Origin of the sequence: Nocardia sp. NBC_00881 (assembly GCF_045207455.1) — a bacterium.
Taxonomy (GTDB): domain Bacteria; phylum Actinomycetota; class Actinomycetes; order Mycobacteriales; family Mycobacteriaceae; genus Nocardia.
This window is the reverse complement of the sequence record NZ_CP108798.1, coordinates 3,733,841-3,747,253: the sequence shown is the minus strand read 5'-3', so window position 1 is coordinate 3,747,253 and position 13,413 is coordinate 3,733,841. Positions and strand designations below refer to the sequence as shown.

Sequence of the window (13,413 nt, the reverse complement as noted above, 5' to 3'; positions counted from 1 at the left end):
CGTCGGGTGATCCCGGCAGCCGCTCAGAACGCGCTTCCGCTGAACGGCAGGGGGAACAACCCGTTCCACCCGTTGCCGCCCCGATTCCAGTTGCCGTTGCCGTTCCAGTCGTCGTTGCGTCCGCGGTTCCAGTCGTCGTTGCGTCCGCGGTTCCAGTCGTTGCGTCCGCGGTTCCAGTCGTTGCGTCCGCGGTTCCAGTCGTCGTTGCGCCTGCGGTTCCAGTTGTCGTGCCCGTGCCCACCGTTGCCAGGACGATCATGGACCAACTCGATCTGATCGGCAGGCTCGAGCACCACCGCGTCGGCGAGCGCGGGCACCGCGAGGGCGGTGATCGGCATCAGGGCAAGCGCGGAGGTGACCGCAACGCGTGCGACCGCTCGCCGGGTACGTCCGTGATGGTGCGTGTCTGGGTTCATCGGGAACTTCCTCACTCGATAACGTCGTCCGGTCGGTGACCCGCCGGTAGTCCGGCCCGATATCTGTTCCACTCACGCGCCGGAGGAATCCAATACGTCCGCCAGCGTACCGTTGTCTAACGGTACATTCAATAGGTAACCAAAGCTGGTCGCTGTTCCTGGCTACCGGTTTCCCGGTGTCATGGAAACTTCCCAGAAATCGGCGTAGCGGCCGCCGTGGCGCAGCAGCTCGTCATGGCTGCCTTCCTCGACGATCCGGCCGCCGTCCAGGAAGACGACGCGGTCGGCGCGTCGGATGGTCCGCATCCGGTGCGCCACCATCACTACCGTCCGGCCCGTCATCAGGTGCTCGACACCCTCGTGGATGGCCGCCTCGTTCACCGGGTCCAGTGCGGAGGTCACCTCGTCCAGCAGCACGATGGGAGCATTTTTCAAGAGTGCTCGCGCGATCGAGACGCGCTGGCGCTCACCACCGGACAGGAGTGCGCCGCCCTCGCCGACGTTCGTCGCCCATCCGCCGGGCAATCGCTCGATCACTTCGTCCAACTGCGCCGCGGTCGCTGCCGCCCGTACTTCGGCTTCGCTGGCGTCGGGACGGCCGAGACGAATGTTTTCCTCGATGGTGCCGTCGAAGAGATAGACCTTCTGGAAGACGATGGCGATCTGCGCCATCAACACCTCGGTGCTGATCGCGCGCACGTCCACACCCCCAACGCGCACCACGCCCTCGTCCACGTCGTAGAACCGCGCGAGCAGCTGAAGCAGTGTGCTCTTACCCGCACCCGACGGTCCGACAACGGCAAGCCGCTGCCCCGCCGGCACGGTCAATGACAGGTTATCGATCACCGTGCGGCCGTCCTGCCGGAAGGCTACAGACTCGAACTCCAGGTCGCGATGTACCGGCTGTATCGGTTCCCGGGCCTCCGGCAGCGGCTCGGTGCTCAACACCGTGTCCAGTCTCGTCAGCTCGGAACGTGCGCCGCGCAGGTTGCCGCTCATATCCGCCAGCGACAGCAGCGGGTCGGCGCAGCGGGCGGCCAGCACCAGGATCGCCAAAATCTCTGCCGCACCGACCTTCCCGCCGAGCGCGAGATAGGTGCCCAGGATCAACAACACGGTGAACATCGTCTGCACCGTAAGCGTCAAGCCCAATACGCCGGGCAGCGCCGACAGCGTCGAACGGCGGGACGCGCGCTGGAGTTCACGCAGCGAGTCGTCGAGCAACCGGAAGCGTTCAACAGTCCGACGCCCTGCGCGCAGCACCGGCTGGGCCTGGAGATACTCGATGACTCGCCCGGTGGCCTCATGGCCTCGTTCGGCACTCTCCGCATCGTTGGCGGCCATCGAGCGTCCCGCCCAGATCTGGATAGCCGCGACGATCGGTGCGGCAGCCAACGCGGCCAGCCCCATGTGCCAATTGAAGGCAAGCATCACGACAACGATCGTCAGTGGAGTCACGGCGGCGGAGATGAACGGTGCAAGCAGATGCGCGATCACGCTCATTGCCTCCAGTACGCCGCGGCTGGCCAGGACGGATACCTCCCCAACGCGACCGGCGCTGTGCCAGCCGAGGGGTAATCGGGCAAGATGATCGCCGAGTCGGTGATACATACCCCGCAACAGCGTGGTGCCGACACGGAAACCGGACAGATCGCTGATATAGCGCAGCACCGCGTAGACCGCAACGGCGGTCCCGAATGCGACCAGCCAAGCCCGCGCATCTACGGGTGTGCTCCCGAACAATGCCCGCAGCACTGGAACCAGCAATGTGTAGGACAATCCTTCGACTATCGCGGTCGTCGTCATCAGGGCCACGGTGCGACGCACCGGCTGGGCGTACTCGTGTCCCAGCACGCGCAGCAGCATTCGAATCATCGGGACTCGTCTCCTCGAAGTACGTCATCGATTTCGTCGGCGATCGCCGTTCGGTGCGATTGCCAGAACGCGGCGAACTTTCCGTTCTGTGCCAGCAGCTCGGCGGGCCTACCGCGCTCGACGATTGCCCCGTTCTCCAGCATCACGACGGTGTCGGCGTCGGCGACCGTTTCCCAGCGATGGGCGATGACCAGAATCGTCCGATCGCCCCCCAGCGTCCCCAGAGCCCGGCGCACTGCCTGTTCGGTCTGCGGGTCAGCGAAGGAGGTCGCCTCGTCGAGCACCAGAACGGGCGTGGCGGCGAGCAGTGCGCGGGCGAGCGAGATCCGTTGTGCCTCACCGCCTGATAGTCCGGCGTCGGCACCGAGGATCGTCTCGTATCCGCGCGGCAGCTCGAGAATTCGATCATGAATATCGGCCAGCCGGGCGGCGCGAACCACGTCGTCGAGGTCGGCATGCGGTACCGCCAGCGCGATATTGTCCGCGACGGACGCGCGTAGCAGGCGAACATCCTGGAAGACGAAGGAGACCATCCGGTAGAGCTCACTGGTGCCGAGCTCGCGCAGATCGACTCCGCCCAGGACGATCGAACCGTGGGTAGGGTCGAAGAACCGCGGCAACAGCTGAACCAGTGTGGACTTCCCGCTTCCCGACGGCCCGACGATCGCGGTGGTCGTTCCCTGCTCGAGCACCAGGTCGATCCCGCGTAGCACCTCGTGATCAGCGTCGTAACCGAATCGGACGTCATGCAGTTCCACTCGGTGCCCCCGTGGTGCGACCGGGTGCGCAGGCTCTGGGAGCGACGGCACGGCTAGCACGTCCCCGACCCGGCCGACTGCGCGCCGGGCGGCCTGCAGATCGTCGAATCCGTGGCCGAGGGCCGCTACTGGAGCGGTCAGACCCAGTCCGAGCAGCAGGAACGGCAGCAGGTCGGCTGGTGCCATGGAACCGGTCGTGATCAGAGCCGAACCGCCGATCAGCACGACCAGCAGCACGAACGGCGGCGACAGCGCCAGTTGCATCCCCGCGGCGATCCCGGCGAGACCGCGCACCATCCGGTAAAAGCTGCTGACGAACTCGTCTACGGCTGTAAGGAATTCGCGGTGCGCGCGCCCGGATCCGCCGAACGCCTTGACCACCGAGATACCCTGCACGAACTCGACGACTGAACTCGCGATCCGGCCCATGGCACCGTCGAACTCCTCCTGCTCACGCAACCGGGTCGGGGTCATCATGAGCGGGACCAGCGCCACAGCCAGCACCACTGGTATCAGCGTGATCAACGTGAGCCGCCAGTCGACGGTGAACAAGTAGCTCAGCGACACCAGCGGCACCACGAATGCGGAGACGAGTTCGCCGGGGGCGTGGGCGATGAACGGGTGCACGGCACTCACATCCTCTCCCACTACCTTCGCCAGCTCACCGGTTCGGCGCCGGGAGAACCACCCGATCGGCACCCGCCCCAGCCGTGCGGTGAGTTGCCGACGAAACGACAGTTGCACCTGGCCGTCGAGAAGATGCCCGATTCCGGAGGACGCGGCCGTGAACAGGAGTCGGACGAACAAGCCGACCGCACCCGCGATCACGACGATCCAGACATGACCGTGATCGATCGGGTTGGGCGACAACAGAGCTCGACCCAACGCGACAACTGCCAGCAGCGGCGCCAACCCCGCGACAGCGCCGACGACCTGCAGGAGCACCACGGCGGCGAAACCCCCTAGGTGCGGGCGCAGCAGCCCTGCCATGCTCGGTCCCGCCGCGGAGTCGGCATCCGATGATGGTGGGGCCTGCTCCCTCGCCTCGGCAACATCAGTAGTGGTCATCGCGCCGGTGCCCCCGAGCGCTCCAGCAGATGGCTGCGCAGGTGGGCGAGTATCTCGGCGCGTGCGGGCCGGGCCGCGGGGACCAATCCCGGCATGCTCAGGAAAGCGTGCGTCGCTTCCGGGTATCGCGTCAGCGTCACTTCGACTCCCGCCTGTCGCAGGCGGTCGGCATAGGCCGGAGCCTGATCTTCCAGCGGGTCGAGACCCGCGGCTTGGATGAGGGTCGGAGCGAGCCCCGCGATGTTTTCGCTCTGCAACGGTGAAATCGCACGGGCGTCGAAGGATTCGGGCAGCGCGATGCGCTGCACCGCGCGGCAATTGGCCGGCGACGCGGTCGGACTGTCCGCGTTCTCGGTGAACGAGGGGTATCGGAACGTGCGGTCGGTCCAGTCGAGCTGCGGATTGATCAGTACCTGGGTGCGCACTGGTAGTCCGAGTCGAGCTGCCTTGATCGCGGTGAGAGCCGCGAGCGAGGCTCCCGCGCTGGCACCGAGCAGGGCGATCCGCGTGGCATCAGCCCCCCACTCATCGGTTTGCTCGGCGAGGCAGGGTACGGCATCGTAGGCGTCCTCGACGGGTGCGGGCACGGGGTGCTCGGGCGCCAGCCGATAGTCGACCGAGGCGACAACTGCCGGACAGTTGGCCGCCAGGTGACTGAGGAGCCAGTCGTCCTGGTCAGGGACGCCGGTGATGAATCCGCCGCCGTGGAACGCGACGATCAGCGGCAGCGCCGAACCTCCCCGCTCAGGCCGGTACACGCGGACATTCAGCCGACGCCCAGGGAGATCGAGTGCGTATGTAGCGATTCGTGCGCCACGATCGGGCCTGCCGGTGATGAGCCCGCCCAGCACGGACCGGCGCTTGCGCTCCTGTGCTTCGCGGATTTCGATGACCTGATCCGGGGTGATCGAATCCCAGTCCACCTCGGGCGTGAGTGCGGCCAGGATCCGCATTCGAAATGGAACTTTTCCTCGCATGATGTGCCCTCCGGGCTCGTCGTAGTGCTCTTTGTCGACCGCTGTGTTCCGGCGGCTTACCGGTGCCCTCGCAGGGACAACCGTCGGTGCGCTTCCGGAAACATGCGGTCCGGCACGGTCTCCGGTGGTGTGGATCCGGCACGGTCATGTCGGGTGTACGGAAATGCTTCCAAGTCGGAATCCATGATCACGCCGTCGATTGTTCCGGCGGCCAGGCGTGCTTCGCTTCCGCCGACGGATGACACCGTCTACGTGAATACGCGTACGACAATCCTGCTCGGCTGCGTCGGTCGTCGTAGCCGAGCACGCGTCCGAGCGACCGTCGGCTGTCTGGATGAACGCTTCCTATTCATCGAGCGCAGTACATCGTGCTCACAGCTGTCGATTCTGCTGGGAACGGACCAACCGCTCATCGCTATGGGGTGATATCGCACAGCCCGGTCTGGTAGGCGATCACGACCAGCTGCGCACGGTCGCGTGCACCCAGTTTCACCATCGCGCGGCTGACATGCGTGCGCGCGGTGGCCGGACTGAGGAACAACGCGGCACCGATCTCGCCGTTGCTCATTCCCTGCCCTACCAGTGCAAGTACCTCGCGTTCACGGTCGGTCAGCACTGCGAGCCGATCCTCGGCGGACTTGGCAGCCCTGCGCTGCGCGGTGAATTGACTGATGAGACGGCGCGTGATCCGGGGTGCGAGCAGCGCGTCACCGGCGGCGATCACTCGGATCGCGTGCAAGAGTTCTGCCGGGCCCGCGTCCTTGAGCAGGAATCCGCTCGCGCCCGCCTGTAATGCCTCGAAGACGTTCTCGTCGGTGTCGTAGGTGGTGAGGATAAGGACCTTGACCTGCTCCAATCCGTGTGCCTCTGCGATCTGGCCGGTGGCGCGTATCCCATCCAGCCGTGGCATGCGGATGTCCATGAGGACAACATCGGGGTGGGTGGCGCGGGCAAGTTCGACAGCTTCTGCGCCATTGGTGGCTTCACCGACCACCGTAATGTCGTCTTCCAGGTCGAGCAGAACTTTGAAGCCGGATCGGACCAGACGTTCATCGTCGGCGAGCAGCACCTTGATCGGCAGTGGGGAGTTCACCAACGCGATCCCACCGGAAGGAGGGGCAGACGGGCAATGACCTCGAACCCACCCTCGGGACGCGCCTTCGCGTCGAGGTCACCGCCGAGCAGTTGACAACGTTCGCGCATTCCGACGATCCCGTGGCCGGATGGGGGAGAGCTGCCGGTGCGAGCCGGAGCGTGCGTGGGGTCGCGGCGGCCCTCGTCGACCACCCGTATCAGCAGGGCATCGATACTGGGTTCGAGCGCCACCGTCACCCGGGTCGTGCCGACGTGGCGGATCACGTTGGTGATCGATTCCTGCACGATGCGGTACGCGGCGCTGCCTATCGCGCTCGGTACCGGTGTCACCGGCGAGGTCTGCTCGAAACAGATGTCGAGGCCGGCATCGCGAGCCTTGGCGATGAGTTCATCGATCTGGCCGCCACCTGGGTAGGGTTCGCGCTCATCGCCGTCGCGCAGGACACCGAGGATGGCACGCATCTCGCGCAGTGCTCGCGAACTGGTTTGCTCGATGGTGTGCAATGCTTCGCGGGCCTGTTCCGGTCGCTTGTCGAGCACATGTGCGGTGACACCGGACTGCACGTTGATGATGGCGATCGCGTGGGCGACGGTGTCGTGGACTTCGCGGGCGATCCGCAGCCGTTCGGCGTCGACCCGAGCCCTGGCCTCCCCGTCACGGGACCGTTCCGCCAGTTCTGCGCGCTCTTGCGCATCGATGGCGATGACCCGGCGGGATCGGACGGACTCGCCGAGTGTCGTGCTGATCACCGACGCGCCGATTCGGAAGAACACCCAGCCGATTGCCACGAGCGGCTCGATATCCGCCGCGGCGATCAGCCAGCCGACGGCAAGGACCGCGGTGCCGACACCGGCGATCATCAGCGATCGGCGCCCGTCGCCGTAGGCCGCCAGTGTGTACAGGGCGACGAAGAGTCCGAGGTAGGAAAGCCGGTCGGGGAAGTCGAGACCGAAATAGATCAGACTGGCCGACGCGGTGATCGTGAACACCAGGACCGGCCGCCGGCGGCGGGCGACGATGGCCACACCACTCACGATCAAGAGGACATATCCGAACGCCGACACCGGCCTCGGGACCGGCTCGAGCGGCACCGGGATCGCGGCACTCTGAATCTGGATCGCGGTGACGAACAGCGCCAGCAAAACATCCGAGACCCAGGCGGGCTGACGCGAGAACCAGGCAGACAGCTGCCGCGACACCGCCGTCAGATCCATGCCGTGACAGTACGGCATCCGCGGAGGCGTACGCGTCCGCTCGGAGGCGCGATCGGCTACGACGACCGACGCAGCCCAGCGCAAATTTCGTACGCGTATTCACGTAGCCGGCGACACGCGCCGCCGGAAGCCCACTCGCTTGGTCGGCGCGCCGATCGACGTCATCAAAAGTCTTCATCGGAACTGGTCAGCCACGTATCGACGACGGAGCAACCCTGCACGGCGTAGCTGGTGCGCCGAGGGCCCCGTACTCCTTGACGATCGTCGAGTCCGCCGCCTACCGGTGTAGCAGGGTGGACTCGAGCAGGAGTCCGAGCGATGGTGTCAGCGCTTGTAGCGCTGGCCTTCTGCGAGCTGTTCGGTGATCTTGTCGCCGCCGATGCGGCGTTGGACGGAGGCGGCCAGGCTGGGGGCGGCGCCGCCGACCAAGGCGACCAGGCGCAGGCTGAGCGGGGCCACGTCCACCTCGGCGAGGTTGTTTTCGATGGCTCGTACGGTTGCGCGCGCCACATCCTGCGGCGAGCGGGTACCGATCCCGCGGGGCAGCGTCGCGCCGGAGTCCGCGAACATGCCTGCGTCCCTGATGTAGCCGGGGAACACTGTCGAGACACCGACCTGGTGGGGCCGCATGTCCTCGCGGAGCGCGAGGGCGAATCCGCGCATGCCGAACTTGGTGGCGTTGTAGAGGGATGCCTGCCCGGAAGCGGTCTTTCCGGACAGCGAGGATATGAAGGCCAGGTGCCCGCGGCGCCGGGCTGCCATGCGTTGCCCCGCCAGCTTCGCCATCACGATAGGCGCGCGGAGATTGACGTCGAGCGCGCGGTCGATTTCGTCGATGGAATAGTCGGCCAGCAGGCCCGTCGCCGGCAGTGCGGCGTTCGCGACGAGCACGTCGATGTCGCCGATCGTGTTCAGAAGTTCCTCGATCCCTGCCCGGTCGGTCAGGTCAGCAGGTACGGCCCGGCCGCCTAGTTTCTCGGCCAGCGGCTCGAGCATATCCGTACGTCGCCCGGTAAGGACCATGTCGCCGCCGCGGGCGGCCAGCGCCAGCGCCAGCGCCTGCCCGATCCCACCGGTCGCTCCTGTCAACAACACCTTCGCGCCGCGCAGATCCATGTCACATACTCCTATCTCGCGTGTTCTGCATGCAGATCTCATGCGGCTACCACAGCCGAAGGAGGAACGCGAGGGTCGTGGGGGTAGATGCCTACGGTGGCGCCTGGGGTGAAAAACCACCCGACAACGCCGCGCACCTCGATGTGGCAGTGGCTGCGCATGACCCCATCCTCACGTGCATCACGGCCGCCGGTCTTGTACGAATGTTCCGTGACTCGCCCACGCGATGTCGTATTCGGCCAGCCCCGGATCACTGGCCAGTCTCGCCGGAGTCGTTCCGGTAAACGCCAGGACGTCTCGGTGGAAGTGAGACTGGTCGACGTAACCACCCTCAGCCGCGACCCGGGCCGCACTTTCGCCCGTGGCCAAGCGGCGCGCGGCATGGTCGAAGCGGACCAGCCTCGCAGCGCGTTTGGGTGGCACACCGATCTGCGACCGGAACCGCGACCACAGACGCTTGCGGCTCCAACCGACCTCGACTGCCAGATCCTCGACCCGGACGCTGCCGCCGCTGACGATGATCCGGTCCCACACCCAGGCCACCTCTGGGTCCACAGGTGGTCCCGTCTCGTGCCGGCGGGCGAACAATGCGTCTGTCAACGCGAAACGGTCTCCCCACGAGGGAGCATCACCAAGCTGCTGGCGGATCCGTGCGGCATCCGGGCCCCACAGGTCCTCGACGGCGACCACGGCGCAGTCCAGCTCCGCTGGGGAGACACCCAGCACGGCGTGCGCGACCACCGGAGACACGCGCACCTCCAGGCACTTGATGTTCTCGCTTCGCATACGAATCGCGCCGAGCCCGAGCCCGGCGACGAGACTTCCCCGTTGCTGCCACCCGGTCGCGTCGTCTACGACGAGTGAGCCGTCACCGAACTGTAGAACCACTGTGAAGGCCGGGTGCGGGACCACCAGCCCATCGACCGGGCCCGCGCTCCGATCACTGAACCCAGCCATGCTGACACCGGCCACCCGGCTTGGCCGCGACGGTCGCGCGATATCCCACACAGCCGCGACGTCACACTCGTGCACGGTGGGTCGCATCGCCCCATGGTATGAGCCGAAGATCGTCCCATGCGCGCGTACTCAATCGCGGCGGATCCAGCGTTCAGCGGCGCGGGCTCCGGGAATACCCGAAGGCCGTCAGCGGGTTGCGGATCGTAGGTAAATCGTAGACAGCAGCGGGGACCCACAAGATGTGCAGGTCAACGCTGGGATAGGCTTTGTTGGTCATGAAGTCGGCTTTTTCGGGTCCGGTCAACGGTGCGGCGCCCCAGACGGTCTACCTCGATCATGCGGCGACCACACCGATGCTGCCTGCCGCCATCGAGGCGATGACGGCTGCCATGAGCATGGCGGGCAACGCGTCCTCGCTGCACGGATCCGGGCGCGCCGCTCGACGGTTGCTGGAGGAGGCGCGCGAGTCGATCGCTGCCGACTTGGGCGCCCGTCCCTCGGAGGTCGTGTTCACCTCCGGCGGCACCGAGAGCGACAATCTGGCGGTCAAGGGCATCTTCTGGGCGCGCCGCGACGCCGAGCCGCGCAGGAACCGGATCATCGTCGGCTCGGTCGAGCACCACGCGGTGCTCGACGCGGTGGAGTGGCTGCAGCAGCACGAGGGCGCCGAGGTGACGTGGCTGCCGGTGGACGCAGAGGGCGTGGTCGCGCCGGGCGCGCTGCGCGCCGCGCTGGCCGAGGACCCGGGTGACGTCGCGCTTGTCACCGTCATGTGGGCGAACAACGAGGTCGGCACCATTCAGCCGATCGGTGAACTAGCAGCTGTGGCACAGGAATTCGGCGTGCCGATGCACAGCGACGCGGTGCAGGCCGCGGCGCAGCTGCCGATCGATTTCGGCGCCGGTGGTCTTTCCGCGGCGAGCTTCGCCGGACACAAGGTCGGTGGTCCGCACGGTGTCGGCGTGCTGCTGCTCGGCAGACAGGTGCCGTGTGTGCCGCTGCTACACGGTGGCGGGCACGAGCGCGATCTGCGGTCCGGTACCGCGGACACGGCGGCCGCCGTCGGACTCGCCACCGCGCTGCACCAGACCAGGATCGAATTGCCCGCGCGCACAGCCGAATTGACCGTGTTGCGAGACGCCATGATCGAGGGCATCCACACGACAGTGCCGGACCCGGTGCTCAACGGACCGATCGGCGACCGGCGCCTGCCCGGCAACGCGCATTTCACGTTCCCGGGCTGCGAAGGCGATTCGCTGCTGATGCTGCTGGACGCGGCGGGCATCGAGTGCTCGACCGGTTCGGCGTGCACCGCAGGGGTCGCCACGCCGAGCCACGTGCTCATCGCCATGGGTATCGAACCGTGGCAGGCGCGCGGATCACTGCGATTCTCGTTGGGGCACACCTCGACCCGTGCCGACGTGGACGCGTTATTGGAAGTGCTGCCGCAGGTGGTGGAGCGGGCCAGGGCCGCGGGCCTGGCCGGTGCGAAGGGAGGTGTTTGATGCGGGTACTCGCCGCGATGAGCGGTGGTGTGGATTCGGCCGTGGCGGCGGCACGTGCCGTCGACGCCGGTCACGAGGTGGTCGGCGTACATCTGGCGCTGTCCGCCACACCGGGTACGCTGCGCACCGGGTCGCGCGGCTGCTGTTCGAAGGAGGACGCCGGTGACGCCAGGCGTGCCGCTGACGTGCTCGGAATCCCTTTCTATGTCTGGGATTTCGCCGACCGCTTCAAGGAAGACGTCATCGACGATTTCGTCGCCGCCTACGCGGCAGGCGAGACGCCCAACCCGTGCCTGCGCTGCAACGAGAAGATCAAGTTCTCCGCGCTGGCGGATCGCGCGGTCGCGCTCGGCTTCGACGCGGTGGTCACCGGTCACTACGCGCGGCTCGAGGACGGCGTGCTGCGCCGCGCCGTCGACGCGGACAAGGACCAGTCCTACGTGCTCGCGGTGCTGACCGCGCAGCAGCTTTCCCGTGCGATGTTCCCGGTGGGAGACACCCCCAAGCCGCGCATTCGCGAAGAGGCCGCCGAGCGCGGGCTCGCCGTCGCGAACAAGCCGGACAGCCACGATATCTGCTTCATTCCCTCCGGCGACACCCGCGCCTTCCTCGGCGCGAAGATCGGTATCCGGCCCGGTGCGGTCGTCGACGCCGCCGGTCAGGAGTTGGCGAGGCACGACGGAGTGCACGGGTTCACCATCGGCCAGCGCAAGGGCCTGGGGTTGCCGGGTCCCGCCGCCGACGGCAAGCCCCGATATGTGACCGCCATCGATCCCGACTCCGGTACGGTCCGCGTCGGTTCGGCCGAGGACCTGCGGGTATTGGTGGTCGAGGCGGATCGCGCGATCTGGACTTCGGATACCGCGCCGGACGGGCCGATCGAATGTGTCGCGCAGGTTCGCGCACACGGCGGCACCGCACCCGCGGTCGCCGAAGCGGTGGGCGACGGGCTGGTGGTGCGGCTGCGCGAGCCGCTGACCGGCGTCGCGCGCGGCCAGGCCGTGGTGCTCTACCGTCCGGATCCGCAGGGTGACGAGGTGATCGGCAGCGGAACCATCACGGGCACCGCGCGCGCGGCCGTCACGAGCGATGCGGGGTCAGAAGCGGCGCGGTGAGGCGGGGCCGGGCTTCCGCCGCGGGATGAGGAACGGAATCGCCGGTGTGCCCGCGTGCTCGATGCTGGTGGGATCCGGCAACGGAGGATCGAACGGACGGGAGTGACGGTGTTCGAGACCGGTACGGATGACGTGGCACACAACGGCGAGACGGACGTGGTGACCGAGCCCGCGCGCATCCGCGGCGGAATCGCGACCGGGGTCGGCTCCTGGCCCGGTGTCGATCCGCGCGAGGCCGCCGCGACGATCGTCGGCGAACTCGGCGACCTGCCACACCTGGTGGAGCTACCGAATCGTGGTGCGGGCGCGGACCTGATCGGCCGTGTCTCAGCACTCCTGGTCGACCTGCGTTTCGACACCACGACCAGGGGCTACCGGCTAGCGCCCCGGCCGGGAGCGGTCTCGCGGCGCGCCCACGATCTGCTGCGCGCGGACCTGGACGCGCTCGAAGAAGCGTGGGAGAGCGCCGGTCTGTCCGGCAGCGGCCAGGTGATCAAGGTGCAGGTGGCGGGGCCGCTGACCTTGGCCGCGCAGGTGGAGTTGCCCGGAGGGCATCGCGTGCTCACCGATTCCGGTGCGGTACGCGACCTTTCGGAATCCCTGGTCGAGGGGCTGGCCCAGCATGTCGCCGAGGTGCGCAAACGGCTCGGCGCGCAGGTCGTGCTGCAATTGGACGAACCGTCGCTGCCCGCGGTGCTGGACGGCTCGCTGCGCGGTGTGAGCGTACTGAACACCGTGCGCGCCCTGCCCGAGCCCGAGGCGCTCGCCGTCCTGGACTCGGTGATCACCGGCCAACCGGCGCCGGTGCTGGTACACAGCTGCGCCGAGCTGCCCGCGTTGGCTCTGCTGCGGCGCAGCGCCGCCGCCGCGGTCGGCTTCGACCTGGCCACGATCGGTACCCGCGAGCTCGACGAGATCGGTGAAATCCTGGAAGCGGGAAAGCAGCTGGTGCTCGGCGTCGTCCCGACCGTCGCACCGGCCACCTCGGTCACGTGGCGCGACGTCGCCGAGCCGGGCGTCCGGCTGGTCGATCGGCTCGGCTTCGGCCGCAGGACGCTGGCGGAACGGGTCGCGGTCAGTCCCGTCTGCGGTTTGGCCGGTGCTGGGCTGGAGTGGAGTCGCAGGGCCCTGCGCCTGGTCGATGAGGTCGCGCGAGCGTATGCCGAAGAACCAGAAGAGCTTTCACTCTCCTGACCTCCGGCGTCCGGATTCGCGCCTGGGAGCAGTGCGCGAGGCCGCCGCTTCGTAAGCGGCATTCTTACGTGTGGACGGCCGAGCGACCGGCTACCGAGTGACCGGGATGCCGGGGCCGCTCG

The 13,413-nt window shown here is 67.4% G+C and carries 11 protein-coding genes; 3 read left to right on the top strand and 8 right to left on the bottom strand.

The features are described 5' to 3' along the window. Positions 1-23 precede the first annotated feature (23 nt). The 8 genes from OH799_RS15670 to OH799_RS15635 form a co-directional block, all read right to left on the bottom strand. Positions 24-416, bottom strand: coding sequence for a hypothetical protein (locus OH799_RS15670; protein WP_406280889.1), 393 nt, complete (start codon positions 414-416; stop codon positions 24-26). A 162-nt stretch (positions 417-578) separates the two neighbouring features. Beyond that, the gene (locus tag OH799_RS15665) at positions 579-2,291 is read right to left on the bottom strand and encodes an ABC transporter ATP-binding protein (protein ID WP_406280887.1); all 1,713 of its coding nucleotides are present in this window, start codon (positions 2,289-2,291) and stop codon (positions 579-581) included. Then, positions 2,288-4,117, bottom strand: coding sequence for an ABC transporter ATP-binding protein (locus tag OH799_RS15660; protein WP_406280884.1), 1,830 nt, complete (start codon positions 4,115-4,117; stop codon positions 2,288-2,290). The genes OH799_RS15665 and OH799_RS15660 overlap by 4 nt, the downstream gene beginning before the upstream one ends. Continuing rightward, complete coding sequence (locus OH799_RS15655) at positions 4,114-5,094, bottom strand: alpha/beta hydrolase (protein WP_406280882.1); 981 nt, start codon at positions 5,092-5,094, stop codon at positions 4,114-4,116. The genes OH799_RS15660 and OH799_RS15655 overlap by 4 nt, the downstream gene beginning before the upstream one ends. A 415-nt stretch (positions 5,095-5,509) precedes the next feature. Beyond that, positions 5,510-6,187, bottom strand: coding sequence for a response regulator (locus OH799_RS15650; protein ID WP_406280880.1), 678 nt, complete (start codon positions 6,185-6,187; stop codon positions 5,510-5,512). Then, positions 6,184-7,404, bottom strand: a complete 1,221-nt coding sequence (locus tag OH799_RS15645) for a sensor histidine kinase (RefSeq protein WP_406280878.1) — start codon at positions 7,402-7,404, stop codon at positions 6,184-6,186. The genes OH799_RS15650 and OH799_RS15645 overlap by 4 nt, the downstream gene beginning before the upstream one ends. A gap of 324 nt (positions 7,405-7,728) precedes the next feature. Continuing rightward, the gene (locus OH799_RS15640; protein ID WP_406280876.1) at positions 7,729-8,520 is read right to left on the bottom strand and encodes an SDR family NAD(P)-dependent oxidoreductase; all 792 of its coding nucleotides are present in this window, start codon (positions 8,518-8,520) and stop codon (positions 7,729-7,731) included. A 180-nt stretch (positions 8,521-8,700) separates the two neighbouring features. Next, positions 8,701-9,564, bottom strand: a complete 864-nt coding sequence (locus OH799_RS15635; RefSeq protein WP_406280874.1) for a helix-turn-helix domain-containing protein — start codon at positions 9,562-9,564, stop codon at positions 8,701-8,703. Positions 9,565-9,752: 188 nt separating this feature from the next. Here OH799_RS15635 and OH799_RS15630 point away from each other — a divergent pair, with 188 nt between their 5' ends. The 3 genes from OH799_RS15630 (at position 9,753) to OH799_RS15620 (ending at position 13,291) form a co-directional block, all read left to right on the top strand. Beyond that, positions 9,753-10,982 (top strand): cysteine desulfurase family protein, encoded by a 1,230-nt coding sequence (locus OH799_RS15630; RefSeq protein WP_406280872.1) that lies wholly within the window; start codon positions 9,753-9,755, stop codon positions 10,980-10,982. Beyond that, positions 10,982-12,097 carry a tRNA 2-thiouridine(34) synthase MnmA gene (gene mnmA / locus OH799_RS15625; RefSeq protein WP_406280870.1) on the top strand — a complete coding sequence of 372 codons (1,116 nt, stop codon included), beginning with the start codon at positions 10,982-10,984 and terminating at the stop codon, positions 12,095-12,097. Before OH799_RS15630 ends, mnmA begins: the two co-directional genes overlap by 1 nt. Before the next feature lie 159 nt (positions 12,098-12,256). Then, entirely contained in the window at positions 12,257-13,291 is a 1,035-nt protein-coding gene (locus OH799_RS15620; protein ID WP_406282151.1) for a methionine synthase, read from the top strand. The last annotated feature ends 122 nt before the right edge of the window (positions 13,292-13,413 follow it).